Source organism: Pseudomonas sp. 18058 (assembly GCF_902706155.1).
GTDB classification, from domain to species: Bacteria; Pseudomonadota; Gammaproteobacteria; order Pseudomonadales; family Pseudomonadaceae; genus Aquipseudomonas; species Aquipseudomonas rustica.
Map to the genome: position 1 here is coordinate 20,947 of NZ_CACSJY010000042.1, position 22,450 is coordinate 43,396.

Consider the following 22,450-nt stretch of genomic DNA (forward strand, 5'->3'; position numbering starts at 1 on the left):
AACTTAGAACTCCAGCCCAGCTTCACGAGCAGCATCAGCCAGCGCTTTAACGCGGCCGTGGTACTTGAAGCCAGAGCGGTCGAAAGCCACTTGCGAGACGCCAGCGGCCTTAGCACGCGTAGCGACCAGCTGGCCAACCTTTGTGGCCGCGTCGATGTTGCCAGTGGCGCCATCACGCAGTTCTTTATCCAAAGTCGAGGCAGATGCCAGGACTTTGTTGCCGTCGGCCGAGATGACCTGGGCGTAGATGTGCTGCGACGAGCGGAACACGCAGAGACGCACGACTTCTAGTTCGTGCATTTTCAGGCGTGCTTTGCGAGCGCGACGCAGTCGAGTAACTTTTTTGTCGGTCATTTGCTATGCCCTACTTCTTCTTGGCTTCTTTACGACGGACGACTTCGTCCGCGTAGCGCACACCTTTGCCTTTGTACGGCTCTGGTGGACGGAAGTCGCGGATCTCAGCGGCCACTTGACCTACCAGCTGCTTATCGATGCCCTTGATCAGGATATCGGTCTGGCTAGGAGTCTCAGCGGTGATGCCTTCCGGCAGTTCGTAATCCACTGGGTGCGAGAAGCCAAGGGCAAGGTTCAGAACCGTGCCTTTTGCTTGCGCTTTGTAACCAACACCGACCAGCTGGAGCTTACGCTCGAAGCCTTGGCTTACGCCTTGGACCATGTTGTTTACCAACGCACGCGTGGTACCGGCCATTGCGCGAGTTTGTTGATCGCCATTGCGAGCAGCGAAACGCAGCTCACCAGCTTCTTCAACAATCTCAACGGACGAATGGATGTTCAGTTCGAGAGTGCCCTTGGCACCCTTCACCGAAAGCTGTTGGCCTGCGAATTTTACTTCGACACCGGCTGGCAGCTTAACGGGGTTCTTAGCGACGCGAGACATGCTTATCCCCCCTTAGAACACAGTGCAAAGAACTTCGCCGCCGACACCGGCAGCGCGCGCAGCACGATCCGTCATCACACCTTTGTTGGTGGAGACGATAGACACGCCAAGACCGCCACGAACTTTCGGCAGATCTTCAACGGACTTGTACTGACGCAGGCCTGGACGACTAACGCGCTTCACTTCTTCGATAACCGGACGGCCTTCGAAGTACTTCAGCTCGATGGACAACGACGGCTTAGCGTCGGTGGTGATCTGAAAATCCGCGATGTAACCTTCGTCCTTCAGGACTTTTGCTACAGCCACCTTCAACGTGGAAGACGGCATGCTTACGACAGACTTTTCAGCCATCTGGGCATTACGGATTCGAGTTAGCATGTCCGCTAACGGGTCCTGCATACTCATGGGCTAGACGCTCCTAATACAGAAAAATTAGCCTTGCGGCTACTACTTGTCGCCGAGAACTTCCGGGCATGAAAAACACGGGCTCAGGCGAGCCGGTCATTCTAGACACACCCCAGAAATGAATCAAGCCCCAAAAGGGGCTTGATTCAGATTCAAGGCCACCGATGGTCAGGTTCTTGCGAACCTGAACATCGAGACTTTGACAGCAATTACCAGCTGGCTTTAACCAGACCTGGTACGTCACCACGCATTGCAGCTTCACGCAGCTTGTTACGGCCAAGGCCGAACTTGCGGTAAACGCCGTGCGGACGACCAGTCAGGCGGCAACGGTTACGCATGCGCGAAGCGCTTGCGTCACGTGGTTGCTTCTGCAGAGCTACGGTAGCTTCCCAACGCGCTTCTGGACTTGCGTTCAGATCAACGATGATAGCTTTCAGCGCTGCACGCTTGGTGGCGTACTTGGCAACAGTGAGCTGACGCTTCAGCTCACGGTTTTTCATGCTCTTCTTGGCCATTTTCCTACTCCAATCAGTTGCGGAACGGGAATTTGAAAGCACGCAGCAGAGCGCGGCCTTCATCATCGTTCTTGGCAGTGGTGGTCAGGGTAATGTCCAGACCGCGGAGAGCATCGATCTTGTCGTAGTCGATTTCCGGGAAAATGATCTGCTCTTTCACGCCCATGCTGTAGTTACCACGACCATCGAAGGACTTGGCATTCAGGCCGCGGAAGTCGCGAACCCGAGGCAGGGAGATCGACAGCAGACGATCCAGGAACTCGTACATACGCTCACGGCGCAGAGTCACTTTGACGCCGATCGGCCATCCTTCACGGACTTTAAAGCCAGCGATGGATTTACGAGCGTAGGTCACAACGACTTTTTGGCCGGTGATCTTTTCCAGGTCAGCAACAGCATGCTCGATGACTTTCTTGTCACCAACAGCTTCGCCCAGACCCATGTTCAGGGTGATCTTTGTAACGCGTGGAACTTCCATCACGTTCGAAAGCTTAAGTTCTTCCTTAAGCTTCGGTGCGATTTCCTTCCAGTAAATCTCTTTTAGTCGTGCCATGGTCTTCTACCTAGCAGTGTTCAAGCATCAACCGCTTTTTGGGTCGACTTGAAGACACGAATTTTCTTGCCGTCTTCTACTTTGAAACCAACGCGGTCAGCCTTGTTGGTTTCGCCGTTGAAAATGGCGACGTTAGAAGCATCCAGTGGAGCTTCTTTTTCGACGATACCGCCTTGCACGCCCGACATCGGGTTAGGCTTGGTATGACGCTTAACCAGGTTCAGACCGCTGATAACCAGACGGTTATTAGCGAGAACCTTAAGCACCTTACCGCGCTTACCTTTGTCTTTGCCGGCGATCACGATGATCTCGTCGTCACGACGAATCTTTTGCATGTCGGATCTCCTTACAGCACTTCTGGGGCGAGCGAGACGATCTTCATGAACTTCTCAGTACGAAGTTCACGGGTCACTGGCCCAAAGATACGGGTGCCGATCGGCTCTTGCTTGTTGTTCAGAAGAACAGCAGCGTTGCCATCAAAGCGGATAATGGAGCCATCAGCACGACGTACGCCGTGACGAGTGCGGACTACAACAGCAGTCATCACTTGGCCTTTTTTCACTTTACCGCGAGGAATTGCTTCCTTCACGGTAACTTTGATGATGTCACCGATACCAGCGTAACGACGATGGGAGCCACCCAGCACCTTGATGCACATAACACGGCGAGCGCCGCTGTTATCGGCCACATCGAGCATGGATTGAGTCTGAATCATATAATTTCTCCGACCCCTAGTCCTTAGACTTCCACAGCGCGTTCGAGAACATCAACCAGCGCCCAAGACTTGGTCTTGGCCAAAGGACGAGTTTCACGAATAGTGACTTTGTCGCCGATGTGGCACTGATTGGTTTCGTCGTGCGCGTGCAGCTTAGTCGAACGCTTAACGTATTTACCGTAGATCGGGTGCTTAACGCGACGCTCGATCAGTACGGTGATGGTTTTGTCCATCTTGTCGCTGACAACACGGCCAGTCAGCGTACGGACAGTTTTTTCGGCTTCAGCCATGATTACTTACCTGCCTGCTGGTTGAGCACAGTCTTCACGCGAGCGATGTCACGCTTAACTTGCGAGAGCAGATGCGACTGCCCCAACTGGCCAGTTGCTTTCTGCATACGCAGATTGAACTGGTCGCGCAGCAAGCCGAGCAGTTGCTCATTCAGCTGCTGTGCGGATTTTTCACGAAGTTCATTCGCTTTCATCACATCACCGTCCGTTTAACAAAGGCGGTGGCGAGCGGCAGCTTTGCAGCAGCCAGGGCAAAAGCCTCACGCGCCAGCTCTTCAGAAACACCCTCGATTTCATACAGGACTTTACCTGGCTGAATCTGGGCAACCCAGTACTCCACACTACCCTTACCTTTACCCATACGAACTTCGAGGGGCTTTTTGGAAATAGGCTTGTCCGGGAATACACGGATCCAGATCTTGCCGCCACGTTTAACGTGACGGGTCAGTGCACGACGCGCTGACTCGATCTGACGAGCGGTGAGACGACCACGAGCTACAGACTTCAGCGCGAACTCGCCGAAGCTGACTTTGCTACCGCGCTGAGCCAGACCACGGTTGTGGCCTGTCATCTGCTTGCGGAACTTCGTACGCTTAGGTTGCAACATTTGGCGTACCCCTTACTTAGCAGCTTTTTTACGAGGCGCTGGTGCTTGTGGTTTCAGCTCTTCTTGGCGACCACCAATTACTTCGCCTTTGAAGATCCAAACCTTTACACCGATCACACCATAAGTGGTGTGAGCTTCGTAGTTGGCATAGTCGATGTCGGCACGCAGGGTGTGCAATGGCACACGACCTTCGCGATACCATTCAGTACGTGCGATTTCAGCACCGCCGAGACGACCGCTCACTTGGATTTTGATGCCTTTGGCACCAATGCGCATGGCGTTCTGTACTGCGCGCTTCATAGCGCGACGGAACATTACACGACGCTCCAGCTGCTGAGCTACGCTCTGCGCAACCAGCATACCGTCGAGTTCCGGCTTGCGGATCTCTTCGATATTGATGTGCACAGGCACACCCATTTGCTTGGTCAGGTCCTGACGCAGTTTCTCAACATCTTCACCTTTCTTCCCGATAACGATACCTGGACGAGCGGTGTGGATGGTGATACGTGCAGTTTGGGCCGGACGATGGATATCGATACGGCTTACGGACGCGCTTTTTAGTTTGTCTTGGAGATACTCACGCACTTTCAGATCTGCGAACAAGTAGTCCGCATAAGTCCGACCGTCTGCGTACCAGACGGAGGTGTGCTCCTTGACGATTCCCAGGCGAATGCCAATGGGATGTACTTTCTGACCCATCTCTTCGACTCCGTTACTTGTCAGCAACCTTGACAGTGATATGGCAAGACCGCTTGACGATGCGATCAGCACGGCCTTTGGCACGTGGCATGATGCGCTTCAGCGAACGCCCTTCGTTGACGAAAACAGTGCTGACCTTCAGGTCATCAACGTCTGCGCCTTCGTTATGCTCGGCGTTGGCTACGGCCGACTCCAGCACTTTCTTCATGATCTCGGCGGCTTTCTTACTGCTGAAAGCCAACAAGTTGAGCGCTTCGCCCACCTTCTTCCCGCGGATCTGGTCGGCGACCAAGCGGGCTTTCTGGGCGGAGATTCGAGCGCCCGACAACTTAGCGGCTACTTCCATTTCCTAACCCCTTAACGCTTGGCTTTCTTGTCAGCCACGTGCCCACGATAAGTGCGGGTACCGGCGAACTCGCCCAGTTTATGGCCGACCATGTCTTCGTTCACGAGAACTGGGACGTGCTGACGACCGTTATGTACGGCGATGGTCAAACCGACCATCTGTGGCAGGATCATCGAACGACGCGACCAAGTCTTAATTGGTTTGCGATCGTTCTTTTCCGCCGCCACTTCGATCTTCTTCAGTAGGTGAAGATCAATAAAAGGACCTTTTTTCAGAGAACGTGGCACTGTCGTATCCCTCTATTTACTTGCGACGACGGACGATCATTTTGTCGGTACGCTTATTACCACGAGTCTTCGCGCCCTTAGTCGGGAAGCCCCATGGCGATACCGGATGACGACCACCAGAGGTACGACCTTCACCACCACCATGTGGGTGGTCAACCGGGTTCATGGCAACACCACGAACGGTTGGGCGAACGCCACGCCAGCGTTTGGCACCAGCTTTACCCAGCGAACGCAGGCTGTGCTCGGAGTTCGAGACTTCGCCCAGGGTCGCACGGCATTCAGCCAGGACTTTACGCATTTCACCGGAACGCAGACGCAGGGTCACGTACACACCTTCACGAGCGATCAGCTGAGCCGAAGCGCCAGCGGAACGAGCGATCTGTGCGCCTTTACCTGGCTTCAGTTCGATGCCGTGTACGGTAGAACCCACTGGAATGTTGCGCAGTTGCAGAGCGTTACCTGGCTTGATTGGAGCCAGAGCGCCTGCGATCAGCTGGTCGCCAGCACTCACGCCTTTAGGGGCGATGATGTAGCGACGCTCGCCGTCTGCGTAGCAGAGCAGTGCGATGTGAGCAGTACGGTTTGGATCGTATTCGATACGCTCGACAGTGGCGACGATGCCATCTTTGTCGTTGCGACGGAAATCGACCATACGATAATGCTGCTTATGACCACCACCGATGTGACGCGTGGTAATACGGCCATTGTTGTTACGACCACCAGTCTTCGATTTTTTCTCGAGCAGCGGTGCGTGAGGAGCGCCTTTATGCAGCTCCTGGTTGACCACCTTGACCACAAAACGGCGGCCAGGGGAAGTCGGTTTGCATTTAACGATTGCCATGATGCACCCCTTCCTTACTCAGCACTGCTGCTGAAATCGAGATCTTGGCCTGGCTGAAGGGAGATAACTGCCTTCTTCCAGTCATTACGCTTGCCCAGACCGCGAGCTGTGCGCTTGCTCTTACCCAGAACGTTCAGGGTAGTAACACGCTCAACTTTCACGCTGAACAGGCTTTCGACGGCCTTCTTGATTTCCAGCTTGGTTGCGTCAGTAGCAACCTTGAAAACGAACTGGCCTTTCTTGTCTGCCAGAACCGTAGCCTTCTCGGAAACGTGCGGGCCAAGCAGAACTTTAAATACGCGTTCCTGGTTCATCCCAGCAGCTCCTCGAATTTCTTCACGGCCGACACGGTGATCAACACCTTGTCGTATGCGATCAGACTAACTGGATCGGAACCTTGAACGTCACGTACATCTACGTGCGGCAGGTTACGAGCAGCCAGGTACAGGTTCTGATCAACAGCGTCCGACACGATCAAAACGTCGGTCAGGCTCATGTTGTTCAGCTTGCCCAGCAGATCTTTGGTTTTCGGAGTTTCAACAGCGAAATCCTGAACCACGACCAGACGATCAGTACGCACCAGCTCAGCAAGGATGGAACGCATTGCTGCGCGATACATCTTCTTGTTCAGCTTCTGGGAGTGATCCTGTGGACGTGCTGCAAAAGTGGTACCGCCGCCACGCCAGATTGGGCTACGGATAGTACCGGCACGAGCACGGCCAGTACCTTTCTGACGCCATGGGCGCTTACCGCCACCACGAACGTCGGAACGGGTCTTTTGCTGCTTGGTACCTTGACGGCCGCCGGCCATGTAGGCCACGACTGCTTGGTGAACCAGCGTCTCGTTGAATTCGCCGCCAAATGTCAGTTCGGAAACTTCGATCGCTTGAGCGTCATTTACATTTAATTGCATGTCAGCTTCCCCTTAACCGCGAGCCTTGGCTGCTGGACGTACAACCAGGTTGCCGCCAGTAGCGCCAGGAACAGCACCCTTGACCAACAACAGATTGCGTTCAGCGTCCACGCGCACTACTTCCAGGGACTGCACGGTCACGCGCTCAGCGCCCATATGACCGGACATTTTTTTGCCCTTGAATACACGACCAGGAGTCTGGCACTGGCCGATAGAGCCTGGGACGCGGTGGGATACGGAGTTACCGTGGGTGTTATCTTGCCCGCGGAAATTCCAACGCTTGATCGTACCCTGGAAGCCTTTACCCTTGGACTGACCGGTTACATCAACCAGTTGACCAGCGGCGAAGATTTCAGCGTTGATCAGATCGCCAGCCTGGTACTCGCCTTCTTCAAGACGGAATTCCATGGTGGTGCGACCAGCGGCAACGTTCGCCTTAGCGAAGTGGCCAGCCTGAGCTGCTGTTACACGCGAAGCACGACGCTCGCCGACAGTGACTTGCACTGCACGATAGCCATCGGTCTCTTCAGTTTTGAACTGGGTGACGCGATTCGGTTCGATCTCAATGACCGTGACCGGAATGGAGACACCTTCTTCGGTGAAAATACGGGTCATACCGCATTTACGACCGACTACACCAATAGTCATGTTGTAAACCTCATGAGTGTACGGGGCTTTCACCCGCTATGGCCGCCCATTTCAGAGCGTTACACGACTAAGACCGAGTCTTAGCCGAGGCTGATCTGCACTTCCACACCGGCCGCAAGATCAAGCTTCATAAGAGCATCAACGGTTTTATCCGTTGGCTGGACGATGTCCAGAACGCGCTTATGAGTGCGGATTTCGTACTGGTCGCGCGCGTCTTTGTTGACGTGCGGAGAAACCAGAACGGTGAACCGCTCTTTACGGGTAGGCAGTGGAATTGGACCACGCACTTGAGCACCAGTACGTTTCGCGGTTTCCACGATTTCCTGGGTTGATTGGTCGATCAGGCGATGGTCGAAAGCCTTCAACCTGATACGGATTTGCTGATTTTGCATTGGATTTCAGACTCCGGCTGCTATTCCCACCGAGCGCAATACGCCCGTTAAAAGGAGGCGCAATTCTATAGACGCCCCATATAGGTGTCAACCCAATAAAAAAAGCCCCCGCTGAGCGGGGGCTTTTTCAAAGCATCAAGCAATCTCTATAAAAGAGAATTACGCGATGATTTTGGCTACAACGCCAGCGCCGACGGTACGACCGCCTTCACGGATAGCGAAACGCAGACCGTCTTCCATTGCGATGGTTTTGATCAGGGTAACAGTCATCTGAATGTTGTCACCTGGCATTACCATTTCAACGCCTTCTGGCAGCTCGCAGTTACCAGTCACGTCAGTAGTACGGAAGTAGAACTGTGGACGGTAGCCTTTGAAGAACGGAGTGTGACGACCGCCTTCTTCTTTGCTCAGAACGTAAACTTCTGCGGTGAAAGTGGTGTGCGGCTTAACCGAACCCGGCTTAACCAGAACCTGACCACGTTCAACGTCGTCACGCTTGGTGCCACGCAGCAGAACGCCGCAGTTCTCGCCAGCACGACCTTCGTCGAGCAGCTTGCGGAACATTTCAACACCGGTGCAAGTAGTAACGGTGGTGTCACGCAGACCAACGATTTCCAGCGGATCTTGAACGCGAACGATACCGCGCTCGATACGACCAGTTACAACAGTACCGCGACCGGAGATCGAGAATACGTCTTCGATTGGCATCAGGAACGGCTTGTCAGTCACACGAACTGGTTCTGGGATGTAGCTGTCCAGAGTCTCAACCAGTTTCTTGACGGCAGTGGTGCCCATCTCGTTGTCGTCTTTGCCTTCCAGAGCCATACGAGCCGAACCGATGATGATTGGAGTGTCATCGCCCGGGAAGTCGTAGGTGGACAGCAGGTCGCGAACTTCCATCTCAACCAGTTCCAGCAGCTCAGCGTCGTCTACCAGGTCAGCCTTGTTCAGGAAAACCACGATGTACGGAACGCCTACCTGACGGGACAGCAGGATGTGCTCACGGGTTTGTGGCATCGGACCATCAGCGGCCGAGCAAACCAGAATAGCGCCGTCCATTTGAGCAGCACCGGTGATCATGTTCTTCACATAGTCAGCGTGACCTGGGCAGTCAACGTGAGCGTAGTGACGGATCTTCGAGTTGTACTCAACGTGTGCGGTGTTGATGGTGATACCGCGAGCTTTCTCTTCTGGTGCGCTGTCGATCTTGTCGAAGTCAACGATTGCGGAACCGAAAACCTCGGAGCAAACGCGAGTCAGAGCAGCAGTCAGAGTGGTTTTACCGTGGTCAACGTGACCGATGGTGCCAACGTTGACGTGCGGTAGGGAACGATCAAATTTTTCTTTAGCCACGACAATTAACTCCTAGCCTAAAGGGGCTGAATCAGCCTTGTTTTTTGGTTACGGATTCGACGATGTGCGACGGAGCCGTATCGTATTTTTTGAATTCCATAGAGTAGCTTGCGCGACCCTGGGACATGGAACGAACGTCGGTCGCATAACCGAACATCTCACCCAGTGGAACCTCGGCACGGATAACCTTGCCGGACACTGTGTCTTCCATACCCTGGATCATGCCGCGACGACGGTTAAGGTCGCCCATCACATCACCCATATAGTCTTCAGGCGTAACAACCTCTACAGCCATGATCGGCTCAAGCAACTCACCACCGCCCTTCTGGGCCAGTTGCTTGGTCGCCATGGAGGCAGCCACTTTAAACGCCATCTCGTTGGAGTCGACGTCGTGGTAAGAACCATCGAACACGGTAGCCTTCAGGCCGATCAGCGGATAGCCGGCAACAACGCCGTTCTTCATCTGCTCTTCGATACCCTTCTGGATAGCCGGGATGTATTCCTTAGGAACCACACCACCTACAACTTCGTTCACGAATTGCAGACCTTCCTGACCTTCGTCAGCAGGAGCAAAACGGATCCAGCAGTGGCCGAACTGACCACGACCGCCGGATTGACGAACGAACTTGCCTTCGATTTCACAGTTCTTCGTGATGCGCTCACGATACGAAACCTGAGGCTTGCCGATGTTGGCTTCGACGTTGAACTCACGGCGCATCCGGTCAACCAGGATGTCCAGGTGCAGCTCGCCCATGCCGGAGATGATCGTTTGACCAGTCTCTTCATCAGTTTTAACGCGGAAAGACGGGTCTTCCTGAGCAAGTTTGCCCAGAGCGATACCCATTTTTTCCTGGTCATCCTTGGTCTTAGGCTCTACGGCAACCGAAATAACCGGCTCCGGGAAGTCCATGCGAACCAGGATGATTGGCTTGTCAGCGTTGCAGAGGGTTTCACCAGTGGTGACGTCCTTCATGCCGATCAGGGCCGCGATGTCGCCAGCGCGTACTTCCTTGATCTCTTCACGGGCGTTTGCGTGCATTTGCACCATACGACCCACGCGCTCTTTCTTGCCTTTAACCGAGTTGATCACGCCGTCGCCGGAGTTCAACACGCCCGAGTAAACGCGGACGAAGGTCAAGGTACCCACGAATGGGTCAGTGGCAATTTTAAATGCCAGAGCGGAGAACGGTTCTGCGTCGTCTGCATGACGCTCCAGCTCGATAGTCTCGTCATCAGGATCAGTACCCTTGATGGCAGGAATATCCACTGGTGCCGGCAGGTAGTCGATCACAGCATCGAGAACCAGGGGAACGCCCTTGTTCTTGAACGAGGAACCGCAAACAGCCAAGACGATCTCACCAGCGATAGTACGCTGACGCAGAGCGGCCTTGATTTCCACGTTGGTGAGTTCTTCACCTTCGAGGTACTTGTTCATCAGCTCTTCGCTGGCTTCGGCAGCAGCCTCAACCATGTTGTTGCGCCACTCGTCAGCCAATTCTTGCAGCTCTGCAGGAATAGGCTTGCGAACAGGAACCATGCCCTTGTCAGCGTCGTTCCAGTAAACAGCTTCCATGGTCAACAGATCGATCTGACCCTGGAAGTTGTCTTCGGAACCGATAGCCAACTGGATCGGCACCGGAGTGTGACCCAGACGCTGCTTGATCTGACCGATCACGCGCAGGAAGTTGGCACCAGCACGGTCCATCTTGTTTACGTAAACAAGACGTGGAACGCCGTATTTGTTGGCTTGACGCCATACGGTTTCCGACTGAGGCTCAACACCCGAAGTACCGCAGAACACAACGACAGCGCCGTCGAGTACGCGCAGGGATCGTTCAACTTCAATGGTGAAGTCTACGTGGCCCGGGGTATCGATTACGTTGAAGCGGTGCTCGTCTTTGTACTGCTTCTCGGAACCTTTCCAGAAGGCGGTGATGGCAGCAGAAGTAATGGTAATACCACGCTCCTGCTCCTGCACCATCCAGTCTGTGGTCGCGGCGCCATCATGCACCTCGCCCATTTTGTGACTTTTGCCGGTGTAAAAAAGGACGCGCTCGGTGGTGGTGGTTTTACCAGCATCCACGTGAGCGACGATACCGATGTTACGGTAGCGACTAATCGGAGTAGTACGAGCCATAAAGCCCTCGCAAAATTAGTGAAGCTAAAATTAGAAGCGGTAGTGCGAGAAAGCTTTGTTGGCTTCAGCCATACGGTGCACGTCTTCACGCTTCTTAACAGCAGCACCTTTACCTTCAGCAGCATCCAGCAGCTCGCCAGCCAAACGCAGAGCCATAGACTTCTCGCCACGCTTACGGGCGAAGTCTACCAACCAGCGCATTGCCAGAGCGTTACGACGGGAAGGACGAACCTCGACCGGAACCTGGTAAGTAGCACCACCAACGCGGCGCGACTTCACTTCGACCAGCGGAGCGATGGCGTCGAGTGCTTTTTCGAAGAGTTCCAGGGGATCGGTGCCAGCCTTACGGGTCGCAACGGTTTCCAGGGCACCATAAACGATACGCTCGGCAACGGCTTTCTTGCCGCTTTCCATAACGTGGTTCATGAATTTGGCGAGGATCTGGCTTCCGTATTTCGGATCGTCCAGAATCTCACGCTTTGCTGCTACGCGACGTCTTGGCATGATAAGCCCTCAAGCGGTCTTCAGGTTAGCTCGGGACAGATCCAATGGATGCGTGCCCGACCTTACTCTTATCGACTCAATAAAATGAAAATCTGCAAAACGGCCGATTACTTCGGACGCTTGGTACCGTACTTCGAACGACCCTGGTTACGACCTTTAACGCCGGAAGTATCCAAAGAACCGCGAACGGTGTGGTAACGAACACCTGGCAAGTCTTTTACACGACCGCCGCGGATCAGCACCACGCTGTGCTCTTGCAGGTTGTGACCTTCACCACCGATGTACGAAGAAACTTCGAAACCGTTGGTCAGGCGCACACGGCATACTTTACGCAGTGCCGAGTTAGGTTTTTTCGGCGTGGTGGTGTACACACGGGTGCACACGCCACGACGTTGCGGGCAGTTCTGCAGCGCAGGTACGTCGGATTTCTCGACGATACGCTTACGCGGCTGACGTACCAGCTGGTTGATAGTTGCCATCTACTAGCTCCACTGTTGTCTTGCGACGCTATTGTCTTGCAAGAAAAGCAAAATGGCAGGAACGAATTCCCGCCAAATTTAGGGGATCAAGAGTCTAAAGAGGATCTTGTCCCCAGTCAAGGCAAGGCCCCGGCCTCCCCGCCCCTCGAACCTCGACAAAATGTCTCGATTCGACGAACGGGGCGATCAGGGCCCTACTCTCATTTATCGCAGAACTCAGTTACCGCTCGAGTTCAGCGCTTCGGTCAGTGCAGCTTCCACTTCACTGGCGCTTACGCGCAACGGCTTGTCTGCTTCACGACGACGCTTGCGCTCGCTGTGATATGCCAGGCCAGTACCGGCCGGGATCAGACGACCCACGACTACGTTTTCTTTCAGGCCGCGCAGGTAATCGCGCTTGCCGGTGACTGCCGCTTCGGTCAGTACACGGGTGGTTTCCTGGAAGGAAGCCGCCGAGATGAACGATTCGGTGGACAACGACGCCTTGGTGATACCCAGCAGAACGCGAGTGAACTTGGAGACAAACTTGTCTTCCGCGCCCAGACGCTCGTTCTCTACCAGTACGTGAGTCAGTTCCATCTGGTCGCCCTTGATGAAACTCGAATCGCCGGATTCAGCGATCTCAACTTTACGCAGCATCTGACGCAAGATGGTCTCGATGTGCTTATCGTTGATCTTCACGCCTTGCAGACGGTAAACGTCCTGGATCTCGTTAACGATGTACTTCGCAAGCGCGCTCACACCCAGCAGACGCAGGATGTCGTGCGGATCGCTTGGACCGTCGGAGATAACTTCGCCGCGGTTTACCTGTTCGCCTTCGAAGACGTTCAGGTGACGCCACTTCGGAATCAGCTCTTCATACGGATCACTACCGTCGTTCGGGGTAATGACCAGACGGCGCTTGCCTTTGGTCTCTTTACCGAACGCGATGGTGCCGCTGACTTCAGCCAGAATCGACGCTTCTTTCGGACGACGAGCTTCGAACAAGTCGGCAACACGCGGCAGACCACCGGTGATGTCACGGGTCTTCGAAGTTTCTTGCGGGATACGCGCGATAACATCACCGATCGCGATCTTCGCACCATCCGCTACACCGACCAGGGCGTTGGCTGGCAGGAAGTACTGAGCGATAACGTCAGTGCCTGGCAGCAACAGATCCTTGCCGTTGTCATCGACCATCTTAACGGCAGGACGGATGTCTTTACCGGCAGCTGGACGATCTTTCGCGTCGAGTACTTCAATGTTGGTCATACCGGTCAATTCGTCAGTCTGACGCTTGATCGTGATGCCTTCTTCCATGCCCACGTAGGTCACGGTACCTTTCATTTCGGTAACGATCGGGTGAGTGTGCGGATCCCACTTGGCCACGATTGCGCCAGCGTCGACCTTGTCACCTTCTTTAACCGAAATCACAGCACCGTACGGCAGCTTGTAACGCTCGCGTTCGCGACCGAATTCGTCAGCAATTGCCAACTCACCGGAACGGGACACAGCTACCAGGCAACCATCTACTCGCTCAACGTGTTTCAGGTTGTGCAGGCGGACGGTACCGCCATTCTTCACCTGAACGCTGTCAGCTGCAGAGGTCCGGCTCGCCGCACCACCGATGTGGAACGTACGCATGGTCAGCTGGGTACCCGGCTCACCGATGGACTGGGCAGCGATAACGCCGACCGCTTCACCGATGTTCACCTGGTGACCACGGGCCAGATCGCGGCCGTAGCACTTGGCGCAGATGCCGTAGCGGGTTTCGCAGCTGATCGGCGAGCGAACGATCACTTCGTCGATGCTGTTGAGTTCGATGAACTCGACCCACTTCTCGTCTACCAGCGTGCCGGCAGGAACGATGACTTCTTCGGTACCAGGCTTGAATACGTCACGGGCAATAACACGACCCAATACGCGCTCACCCAACGGCTCTACAACGTCACCGCCTTCAATGTGCGGAGTCATCAGCAGACCGTGTTCGGTGCCGCAATCGATCTCGGTTACAACCAGATCCTGCGCCACGTCTACCAGACGACGAGTCAGGTAACCGGAGTTCGCAGTTTTCAACGCGGTATCCGCCAGACCTTTACGAGCACCGTGAGTGGAGATGAAGTACTGAAGTACGCTCAAACCTTCACGGAAGTTCGCAGTAATCGGCGTCTCAATGATGGAACCGTCCGGCTTGGCCATCAGACCACGCATACCGGCCAGCTGACGAATCTGTGCTGCGGAACCCCGCGCACCCGAGTCAGCCATCATGTACATCGAGTTGAAAGACTCTTGATCGACTTCAACGCCGTGACGGTCGATAACCTTCTCTTTCGAGAGGTTGGCCATCATTGCCTTGGAAACTTCGTCGTTCGCTTTCGACCAAAGGTCGATCACTTTGTTGTACTTCTCGCCCTGGGTTACCAGGCCGGAGGCGTACTGGCTCTCGATCTCTTTCACTTCGTCGGTAGCGGCACCGATGATGCGGGCTTTCTCGTCCGGGATAACGAAGTCGTTAACACCGATGGAAACGCCGGAGATGGTCGAGTAAGCGAAACCGGTGTACATCAACTGGTCAGCGAAGATCACGGTCTCTTTCAAACCAACCACGCGGTAGCACTGGTTGATCAGCTTGGAGATCGCCTTTTTCTTCATTGGCAGGTTGACGACGTCGTACGACAGACCTGGCGGAACAACCTGGAACAACAGCGCACGGCCAACGGTAGTGTCGACGATACGGGTGTTCTTGACGCTGCCACCGTCACGATCATTAACGGTTTCGTTAATACGTACTTTAACTTTGGCGTGCAGTGCGGCTTCGCCGGCACGGAACACACGGTCAACTTCCTGCAGATCCGCGAATACACGACCTTCGCCCTTGGCGTTGATCGCTTCACGAGTCATGTAGTACAGACCCAATACAACGTCCTGCGACGGAACGATGATTGGCTCACCGTTGGCTGGCGACAGAATGTTGTTGGTCGACATCATCAACGCACGCGCTTCCAACTGAGCTTCCAGTGTCAGCGGTACGTGCACGGCCATTTGGTCGCCGTCGAAGTCGGCGTTGTACGCGGCACAGACCAGAGGGTGCAACTGGATAGCCTTACCTTCGATCAGTACCGGTTCAAACGCCTGGATACCCAGACGGTGAAGGGTCGGTGCACGGTTGAGAAGAACCGGGTGTTCGCGAATCACTTCAGCGAGAACGTCCCAAACCTCTGGCAGTTCGCGCTCGACCATTTTCTTGGCCGCTTTGATGGTGGTCGCGAGACCACGCATTTCCAGCTTGCCGAAAATGAACGGTTTGAACAGCTCGAGAGCCATCTTCTTCGGCAGACCGCACTGGTGCAGACGCAGGGTCGGACCTACGGTAATTACCGAACGACCAGAGTAGTCAACACGCTTACCGAGCAAGTTCTGACGGAAACGACCTTGCTTACCCTTGATCATGTCAGCCAGGGATTTCAGAGGACGCTTGTTCGAACCAGTGATAGCGCGGCCACGACGGCCGTTGTCGAGCAGCGCATCGACAGCTTCCTGCAACATACGCTTTTCGTTGCGCACGATGATGTCCGGAGCGGACAGATCCAGCAGGCGCTTCAAACGGTTGTTACGGTTGATCACTCGACGATAAAGATCGTTGAGGTCGGAAGTCGCGAAACGACCGCCATCCAGCGGGACCAGTGGACGCAGATCTGGCGGCAGAACCGGCAGAACGGTCAGCACCATCCACTCTGGCAGGTTGCCGGAACCCTGGAAGGCTTCCATCAGCTTCAGACGCTTGGACAGCTTCTTGATCTTGGTTTCGGAGTTGGTTTGCGGAATTTCTTCGCGCAGACGGCCAATCTCGTGCTCCAGGTCGATAGCGTGCAGCAGTTCACGGACAGCTTCAGCACCCATACGGGCGTCGAAGTCGTCACCGAACTCTTCCAGCGCTTCGAAGTACTGCTCGTCGTTCAGCAGCTGACCCTTTTCAAGGGTGGTCATGCCTGGATCGATAACGACATAGCTCTCGAAGTAGAGAACGCGTTCGATATCACGCAGGGTCATGTCCATCAGCAAGCCGATACGGGACGGCAGCGATTTCAGGAACCAGATGTGGGCAACCGGCGAAGCCAGTTCGATGTGCGCCATGCGCTCACGACGAACCTTGGCCAGTGCAACTTCAACGCCGCACTTCTCGCAGATCACACCACGGTGCTTCAAGCGCTTGTACTTACCGCACAGGCACTCGTAATCCTTTACCGGGCCAAAGATCTTGGCGCAGAACAGGCCGTCACGCTCAGGTTTGAACGTACGGTAGTTGATGGTTTCCGGCTTTTTAACTTCACCGAACGACCATGAGCGGATCATCTCAGGCGAGGCCAATCCGATACGGATGGCGTCGAACTCTTCGACTTGACCCTGGTTTTTCAGCAAATTCAGTAGGTCTTTCAAGGCCTTTCCTCCTGGCGGAGCAGAGAGCGGGCAATCCTGCCCCGCTCTCGATTCGCGTCACGTGTTATTCGGTTTCCAGATCGATATCGATGCCGAGGGAACGAATTTCCTTGATCAACACGTTGAAGGACTCGGGCATGCCCGGCTCCATACGGTGATCGCCATCCACGATGTTTTTGTACATCTTGGTACGGCCGTTCACATCGTCCGACTTCACTGTGAGCATTTCTTGCAGAGTGTAAGCAGCACCGTATGCTTCCAGTGCCCAGACCTCCATCTCCCCGAAACGCTGACCACCGAACTGCGCCTTACCACCCAGCGGCTGCTGGGTAACCAGGCTGTACGAACCGGTAGAACGCGCGTGCATCTTGTCGTCTACCAAGTGGTTCAGCTTCAGCATGTACATGTAGCCAACGGTAACTGGACGCTCGAACTTGTTGCCGGTACGGCCGTCAGTCAGCTGCATCTGGCCGCTTTCCGGCAGGTCTGCCAGTTTCAGCATGGCCTTGATTTCGCTTTCCTTGGCGCCGTCGAACACTGGAGTGGCCATTGGAACGCCGCCACGCAGGTTCTTCGCCAGATCCAGGATTTCCTGATCGGAGAAGCTGTCCAGATCTTCGTTACGACCGCCGATCTGGTTGTAGATCTCGTCGAGGAAGGTACGCAGTTCAGCGACTTTACGCTGCTCTTCGATCATCCGGTTGATCTTCTCGCCCAGACCTTTGGCCGCGAGGCCCAGGTGGGTTTCAAGGATCTGACCAACGTTCATACGCGAAGGTACGCCCAGCGGATTGAGGACGACGTCGACCGGGGTGCCATTGGCATCGTGCGGCATGTCTTCAACCGGCATGATCACGGAGACCACACCTTTGTTACCGTGACGACCGGCCATCTTGTCGCCCGGCTGGATGCGACGACGGATTGCCAGGTAAACCTTGACGATTTTCAGCACGCCTGGAGCCAGGTCATCGCCCTGCTGCAGTTTGCGCTTCTTGTCTTCGAACTTGTCGTCCAACAGACGGCGGCGATCAACGATATAGGCCTGAGCCTTCTCGAGCTGCTCGTTCAGAGCATCTTCAGCCATGCGCAGTTTGAACCACTGACCATGCTCAAGACCGTCGAGTACTTCGTCGGTGATGTCCTGACCTTTCTTCAGACCTGCGCCGCCTTCAGCCTTGTGGCCTACCAGAGCGGAACGCAGACGTTCGAAGGTCGCGCCTTCAACGATACGGAACTCTTCGTTCAGATCCTTGCGGATCTCGTCGAGCTGAGTCTTCTCGATCGACAGTGCACGAGCATCACGCTCAACGCCGTCGCGGGTGAAGACCTGTACGTCGATGACAGTACCTTTGGTACCAGTAGGTACACGCAGGGAAGTGTCTTTAACGTCGCTGGCTTTTTCACCGAAGATTGCACGCAGCAGTTTTTCTTCCGGAGTCAGCTGAGTCTCGCCTTTCGGAGTGACCTTACCGACCAGGATGTCGCCTGCGCCAACTTCAGCACCTACGTAAACGATACCGGCTTCGTCCAGTTTGTTCAGTGCAGCTTCACCCACGTTAGGGATGTCCGCAGTGATCTCTTCAGGCCCAAGCTTGGTGTCACGGGCCACACAGGTCAGTTCCTGAATGTGGATCGTGGTGAAACGGTCTTCTTGAACAACACGTTCGGACAGGCAGATGGAGTCTTCGAAGTTGAAGCCGTTCCATGCCATGAACGCGATGCGCATGTTCTGACCCAGCGCCAGTTCACCCATGTCGGTGGACGGGCCGTCGGCCATGATGTCGCTACGCTGAACGCGATCACCCTTACGCACCAGCGGACGCTGGTTGATGCAGGTGTTCTGGTTCGAGCGGGTGTATTTGGTCAGGTTGTAGATGTCGACACCAGCTTCGCCGGTTTCAACTTCGTCATCAGCAACACGAACCACGATACGGCTGGCGTCGACGGAATCGATCACGCCGCCACGACGAGCCACGACGCAAACGCCGGAGTCACGGGCTACGTTACGCTCCATGCCAGTACCTACCAGCGGCTTGTCAGCGCGCAGGGTTGGTACAGCTTGACGCTGCATGTTCGAACCCATCAACGCACGGTTGGCGTCGTCGTGCTCGAGGAACGGAATCAGCGACGCTGCAACCGAAACTACCTGCTTCGGCGAAACGTCCATCAAGGTGACTTCTTCAGGCGCCTTAACGGTGAATTCGTTCAGGTGACGTACGGCTACCAGTTCGTCGATCAGGACTTTCTGGTCGTTCATGGTCGCCGAAGCCTGCGCGATCACATGATCGGCTTCTTCAATAGCGGACAGGAACACGATCTCGTCGGTGACAACACCCTCTTTCACCACACGGTACGGGCTTTCCAGGAAGCCGTACTGGTTGGTGCGAGCGTACGCAGCCAGGGAGTTGATCAGACCGATGTTCGGACCTTCCGGCGTTTCAATCGGGCATACACGACCGTAGTGAGTCGGGTGTACGTCACGGACTTCAAAGCCTGCGCGCTCACGAGTCAGACCGCCAGGGCCGAGTGCAGAGACACGACGCTTGTGGGTGATCTCGGACAGCGGGTTGTTCTGGTCCATGAACTGCGAGAGCTGGCTGGAACCGAAGAACTCTTTCACCGCCGCAGCCACTGGCTTGGCGTTGATCAGATCTTGCGGCATCAGGCCTTCGCTTTCAGCCATCGACAGACGCTCTTTGACCGCACGCTCTACACGTACCAGGCCAACGCGGAACTGGTTCTCGGCCATTTCGCCTACGCAGCGAACACGACGGTTACCCAGGTGGTCGATGTCATCGACGATGCCTTTACCGTTACGGATGTCGACCAGAGTCTTCAGTACCGCGACGATGTCTTCCTTGCACAGCACGCCCGAACCTTCGATCTCGGTACGACCGATACGACGGTTGAACTTCATCCGGCCGACCGCAGACAGGTCATAGCGCTCAGGGCTGAAGAACAGGTTGTTGAACAGGGTTTCGGCAGCGTCTTTGGTTGGCGGCTCGCCTGGACGCATCATGCGATAGATCTCGACCAGCGCTTCCAATTGGTTGCTGGTGGAGTCGATTTTCAGCGTGTCAGAAACGAACGGACCGCAGTCGATGTCGTTGGTGTACAGAGTTTCGATGCGAACAACGCCGGACTTGGCAATTTTTGCCAGGACTTCGGTGTTCAGCTCGGTGTTGCACTCTGCCAGGATTTCGCCGGTAGCCGGGTGCACGATGACCTTGGCGGTAGTACGGCCCAGGACATAGTCCAGAGGTACTTCCAGGGTCTTGATGCCGGCTTTTTCGATCTGGTTGATGTGGCGCGCGGTAATACGGCGGCCCGCTTCAACAATGACCTTGCCCTTCTCGTCCTGAATGTCCAGAACCGCAATTTCACCACGCAGACGCGAAGCAATCAGTTCCAGGCTGAGGGTTTCGCCGCTCAGGTGGAAAACGTTGGTGGTGTAGAAAGCGTCCAGCACTTCTTCAGTGGTATAGCCGAGCGCGCGCAGCAGCACCGATGCCGGCAGCTTGCGACGACGGTCGATACGCACGAACACGCAGTCTTTCGGGTCGAACTCGAAGTCCAGCCACGAACCGCGGTAAGGAATGATGCGCGCGGAGTACAGCAGTTTGCCGGAGCTATGCGTCTTGCCGCGGTCGTGGTCGAAGAACACGCCCGGGGAACGGTGCAGCTGGGAAACGATTACACGCTCGGTACCGTTGATTACGAAGGTACCGTTCTCAGTCATCAGGGGGATTTCACCCATGTAGACTTCTTGCTCTTTGATGTCCTTGATCGCTTTGTTCGACGATTCTTTGTCGAAAATGATCAGGCGCACTTTTACCCGCAAAGGTACGGCGAAAGTTACACCGCGCAATACGCATTCTTTGACATCAAATGCCGGTTCGCCCAGGCGATAACCGACGTACTCCAGCGCAGCATTGCCGGAGTAGCTGATGATCGGGAAAACGGATTTGAAGGCCGCATGCAGGCCCACGTCGCGGAACTGATCTTTAGTCGCTCCCGCTTGCAAGAATTCACGATACGAATCCAGCTGGATGGCCAGGAGGTAAGGCACATCCATGACGTCCGGCAACTTGCTAAAGTCCTTGCGGATACGTTTTTTCTCAGTATATGAGTAAGCCATCAGCGTTCCCCAGCTTGGTCACCTGCTTGTTTGGCCCCTCCCGACGGGAGCAGCCAGAAAATCGTGCAAACCCCATGGTTTGCGCCACCGCATCGGATGGTTACAGCGCCTTTATCAGCACCGACCCAGTCGGCTGCCAATAACGGAAAAAGGCCGGTGGCAAGAGCCACCAGCCATCAGCCTGTCGCTTGACGCTCGGGCTGGAGGTGCAAAGTCGAAAGTTACTTAACTTCGACTTCAGCGCCTGCTTCTTCCAGCTTCTTCTTCGCGTCTTCAGCAGCTTCTTTCGAAACGCCTTCAGCGATAACCTGAGGAGCGGTGTCAACCTTCTCCTTGGCTTCTTTCAGACCCAGACCGGTCAGTTCACGTACAGCCTTGATCACGTTGACTTTCTTCTCGCCAGCGCCTTTCAGGATTACGTTGAACTCGGTTTGCTCTTCAACAACAGCGGCGGCAGCAGCTGGACCAGCAGAAGCAGCGGCAGCGGATACGCCGAACTTCTCTTCCATTGCTTTGATCAGCTCAACGATTTCCAGAACCGATTTTTCGCCGATTGCGTCGATGATTTGTTCGTTAGTCAGAGACATGACTTATTTCCTGAATTGGGGGATAGCCTGGAGGCCATCGAAATAAACAAAAATACGCGATAAAAGGAAACGCTCAGCCTTAGGCTGCAGCAGCTTCTTTCTGGTCGCGAAGTGCCGCCAGAGTACGAGCCAATTTGCTGGTAGCGCCTTGAATCACGCTCATCAGCTGGGAAATTGCTTCGTCACGGGTCGGCAGGCTTGCCAGTACGTCGATCTGATTAGCTGCGAGGAACTTGCCCTCGAACGCAGCTGCCTTGATCTCGAACTTGTCCTGACCTTTAGCGAACTCTTTGAACAGACGAGCAGCAGCGCCCGGGTGTTCGTTGGAGAATGCGATCAAGGTCGGGCCGGTGAACACGTCGTTGAGAACACTGTATTCAGTGTCAGCAACAGCGCGCTTGAGCAGGGTGTTACGTACAACACGTACGTAAACGCCAGCTTCACGAGCCTCTTTACGGAGTCCGGTCATTGCGCCTACTGTTACGCCACGTGCATCAACCACGACAGCGGACAGAGCGACTTTGGCAGCCTCGTTGACTTCAGCGACGATGGCCTTCTTGTCTTCGAGATAAATTGCCACGGGTTAACTCCTGCTTGTTACCGTTTCATTCGATCGAAACCGAATGTCGTTTTGGTGTCTGATTCGGTAAGGAACCGGGAGCACCATCTGCGTAGGCTTGTGTATTAAGACTTGCGTCGCCTACGGTCTTGGATAGCCCCCGCCAGG

26 protein-coding genes are annotated in these 22,450 nt (G+C 55.0%); all 26 read right to left on the reverse strand.

Annotated elements, in window-relative coordinates; translation table 11 throughout:
• Positions 1-3 precede the first annotated feature (3 nt).
• Complete coding sequence (rplR, locus tag GVL50_RS20640) at positions 4-354, reverse strand: 50S ribosomal protein L18 (protein WP_003186037.1); 351 nt, start codon at positions 352-354, stop codon at positions 4-6.
• 10 nt (positions 355-364) lie between these two features.
• Positions 365-898: a 50S ribosomal protein L6 gene (gene rplF / locus GVL50_RS20645; protein ID WP_003176412.1), complete on the reverse strand. Its 534-nt coding sequence runs from the start codon at positions 896-898 to the stop codon at positions 365-367.
• Positions 899-910: 12 nt separating this feature from the next.
• Complete coding sequence (gene rpsH / locus GVL50_RS20650) at positions 911-1,303, reverse strand: 30S ribosomal protein S8 (protein ID WP_007918458.1); 393 nt, start codon at positions 1,301-1,303, stop codon at positions 911-913.
• 209 nt (positions 1,304-1,512) lie between these two features.
• Positions 1,513-1,818 carry a 30S ribosomal protein S14 gene (rpsN, locus tag GVL50_RS20655; protein WP_003228726.1) on the reverse strand — a complete coding sequence of 102 codons (306 nt, stop codon included), beginning with the start codon at positions 1,816-1,818 and terminating at the stop codon, positions 1,513-1,515.
• Positions 1,819-1,831: 13 nt separating this feature from the next.
• Complete coding sequence (gene rplE, locus GVL50_RS20660; protein ID WP_003176415.1) at positions 1,832-2,371, reverse strand: 50S ribosomal protein L5; 540 nt, start codon at positions 2,369-2,371, stop codon at positions 1,832-1,834.
• A gap of 20 nt (positions 2,372-2,391) precedes the next feature.
• On the reverse strand, positions 2,392-2,706 hold the full coding sequence (gene rplX, locus GVL50_RS20665; RefSeq protein WP_008081905.1) for a 50S ribosomal protein L24: 315 nt from the start codon (positions 2,704-2,706) through the stop codon (positions 2,392-2,394).
• Positions 2,707-2,717: 11 nt separating this feature from the next.
• On the reverse strand, positions 2,718-3,086 hold the full coding sequence (gene rplN / locus GVL50_RS20670; protein WP_002555479.1) for a 50S ribosomal protein L14: 369 nt from the start codon (positions 3,084-3,086) through the stop codon (positions 2,718-2,720).
• A gap of 23 nt (positions 3,087-3,109) precedes the next feature.
• Positions 3,110-3,376 carry a 30S ribosomal protein S17 gene (gene rpsQ / locus GVL50_RS20675; RefSeq protein ID WP_003176419.1) on the reverse strand — a complete coding sequence of 89 codons (267 nt, stop codon included), beginning with the start codon at positions 3,374-3,376 and terminating at the stop codon, positions 3,110-3,112.
• Positions 3,377-3,378: 2 nt separating this feature from the next.
• The gene (gene rpmC / locus GVL50_RS20680; protein WP_002555481.1) at positions 3,379-3,570 is read right to left on the reverse strand and encodes a 50S ribosomal protein L29; all 192 of its coding nucleotides are present in this window, start codon (positions 3,568-3,570) and stop codon (positions 3,379-3,381) included.
• Positions 3,570-3,983, reverse strand: a complete 414-nt coding sequence (rplP, locus tag GVL50_RS20685; protein WP_007896757.1) for a 50S ribosomal protein L16 — start codon at positions 3,981-3,983, stop codon at positions 3,570-3,572. Before rplP ends, rpmC begins: the two co-directional genes overlap by 1 nt.
• A gap of 12 nt (positions 3,984-3,995) precedes the next feature.
• On the reverse strand, positions 3,996-4,682 hold the full coding sequence (rpsC, locus tag GVL50_RS20690; protein ID WP_003176422.1) for a 30S ribosomal protein S3: 687 nt from the start codon (positions 4,680-4,682) through the stop codon (positions 3,996-3,998).
• Between the two features lie 13 nt (positions 4,683-4,695).
• On the reverse strand, positions 4,696-5,028 hold the full coding sequence (gene rplV / locus GVL50_RS20695) for a 50S ribosomal protein L22 (RefSeq protein ID WP_003103908.1): 333 nt from the start codon (positions 5,026-5,028) through the stop codon (positions 4,696-4,698).
• A gap of 11 nt (positions 5,029-5,039) precedes the next feature.
• A complete protein-coding gene (rpsS, locus tag GVL50_RS20700) occupies positions 5,040-5,315 on the reverse strand; it encodes a 30S ribosomal protein S19 (protein ID WP_003228731.1) in 276 nt (91 codons plus the stop codon).
• Between the two features lie 16 nt (positions 5,316-5,331).
• On the reverse strand, positions 5,332-6,156 hold the full coding sequence (rplB, locus tag GVL50_RS20705; protein WP_003228734.1) for a 50S ribosomal protein L2: 825 nt from the start codon (positions 6,154-6,156) through the stop codon (positions 5,332-5,334).
• Positions 6,157-6,170: 14 nt separating this feature from the next.
• Positions 6,171-6,470: a 50S ribosomal protein L23 gene (gene rplW, locus GVL50_RS20710; protein WP_002555488.1), complete on the reverse strand. Its 300-nt coding sequence runs from the start codon at positions 6,468-6,470 to the stop codon at positions 6,171-6,173.
• Positions 6,467-7,069, reverse strand: a complete 603-nt coding sequence (rplD, locus tag GVL50_RS20715; RefSeq protein ID WP_007918468.1) for a 50S ribosomal protein L4 — start codon at positions 7,067-7,069, stop codon at positions 6,467-6,469. The genes rplW and rplD overlap by 4 nt, the downstream gene beginning before the upstream one ends.
• Positions 7,070-7,081: 12 nt before the next feature.
• Positions 7,082-7,717: a 50S ribosomal protein L3 gene (gene rplC, locus GVL50_RS20720; protein WP_003228738.1), complete on the reverse strand. Its 636-nt coding sequence runs from the start codon at positions 7,715-7,717 to the stop codon at positions 7,082-7,084.
• Between the two features lie 80 nt (positions 7,718-7,797).
• Positions 7,798-8,109 (reverse strand): 30S ribosomal protein S10, encoded by a 312-nt coding sequence (gene rpsJ / locus GVL50_RS20725; protein WP_003186070.1) that lies wholly within the window; start codon positions 8,107-8,109, stop codon positions 7,798-7,800.
• 159 nt (positions 8,110-8,268) lie between these two features.
• Positions 8,269-9,462, reverse strand: coding sequence for an elongation factor Tu (tuf, locus tag GVL50_RS20730; RefSeq protein WP_007918472.1), 1,194 nt, complete (start codon positions 9,460-9,462; stop codon positions 8,269-8,271).
• 31 nt (positions 9,463-9,493) lie between these two features.
• Positions 9,494-11,599, reverse strand: a complete 2,106-nt coding sequence (gene fusA, locus GVL50_RS20735) for an elongation factor G (RefSeq protein ID WP_053124314.1) — start codon at positions 11,597-11,599, stop codon at positions 9,494-9,496.
• 30 nt (positions 11,600-11,629) lie between these two features.
• Positions 11,630-12,103 (reverse strand): 30S ribosomal protein S7, encoded by a 474-nt coding sequence (rpsG, locus tag GVL50_RS20740; RefSeq protein WP_007916467.1) that lies wholly within the window; start codon positions 12,101-12,103, stop codon positions 11,630-11,632.
• A gap of 107 nt (positions 12,104-12,210) precedes the next feature.
• Positions 12,211-12,582: a 30S ribosomal protein S12 gene (gene rpsL, locus GVL50_RS20745; RefSeq protein WP_003186084.1), complete on the reverse strand. Its 372-nt coding sequence runs from the start codon at positions 12,580-12,582 to the stop codon at positions 12,211-12,213.
• Between the two features lie 216 nt (positions 12,583-12,798).
• The gene (rpoC, locus tag GVL50_RS20750; RefSeq protein ID WP_053124316.1) at positions 12,799-16,998 is read right to left on the reverse strand and encodes a DNA-directed RNA polymerase subunit beta'; all 4,200 of its coding nucleotides are present in this window, start codon (positions 16,996-16,998) and stop codon (positions 12,799-12,801) included.
• 64 nt (positions 16,999-17,062) lie between these two features.
• Complete coding sequence (gene rpoB / locus GVL50_RS20755; protein WP_008081909.1) at positions 17,063-21,136, reverse strand: DNA-directed RNA polymerase subunit beta; 4,074 nt, start codon at positions 21,134-21,136, stop codon at positions 17,063-17,065.
• 221 nt (positions 21,137-21,357) lie between these two features.
• Entirely contained in the window at positions 21,358-21,723 is a 366-nt protein-coding gene (gene rplL, locus GVL50_RS20760) for a 50S ribosomal protein L7/L12 (protein ID WP_053124318.1), read from the reverse strand.
• A 79-nt stretch (positions 21,724-21,802) separates the two neighbouring features.
• A complete protein-coding gene (gene rplJ, locus GVL50_RS20765) occupies positions 21,803-22,303 on the reverse strand; it encodes a 50S ribosomal protein L10 (protein WP_053124320.1) in 501 nt (166 codons plus the stop codon).
• Positions 22,304-22,450 lie beyond the last annotated feature (147 nt).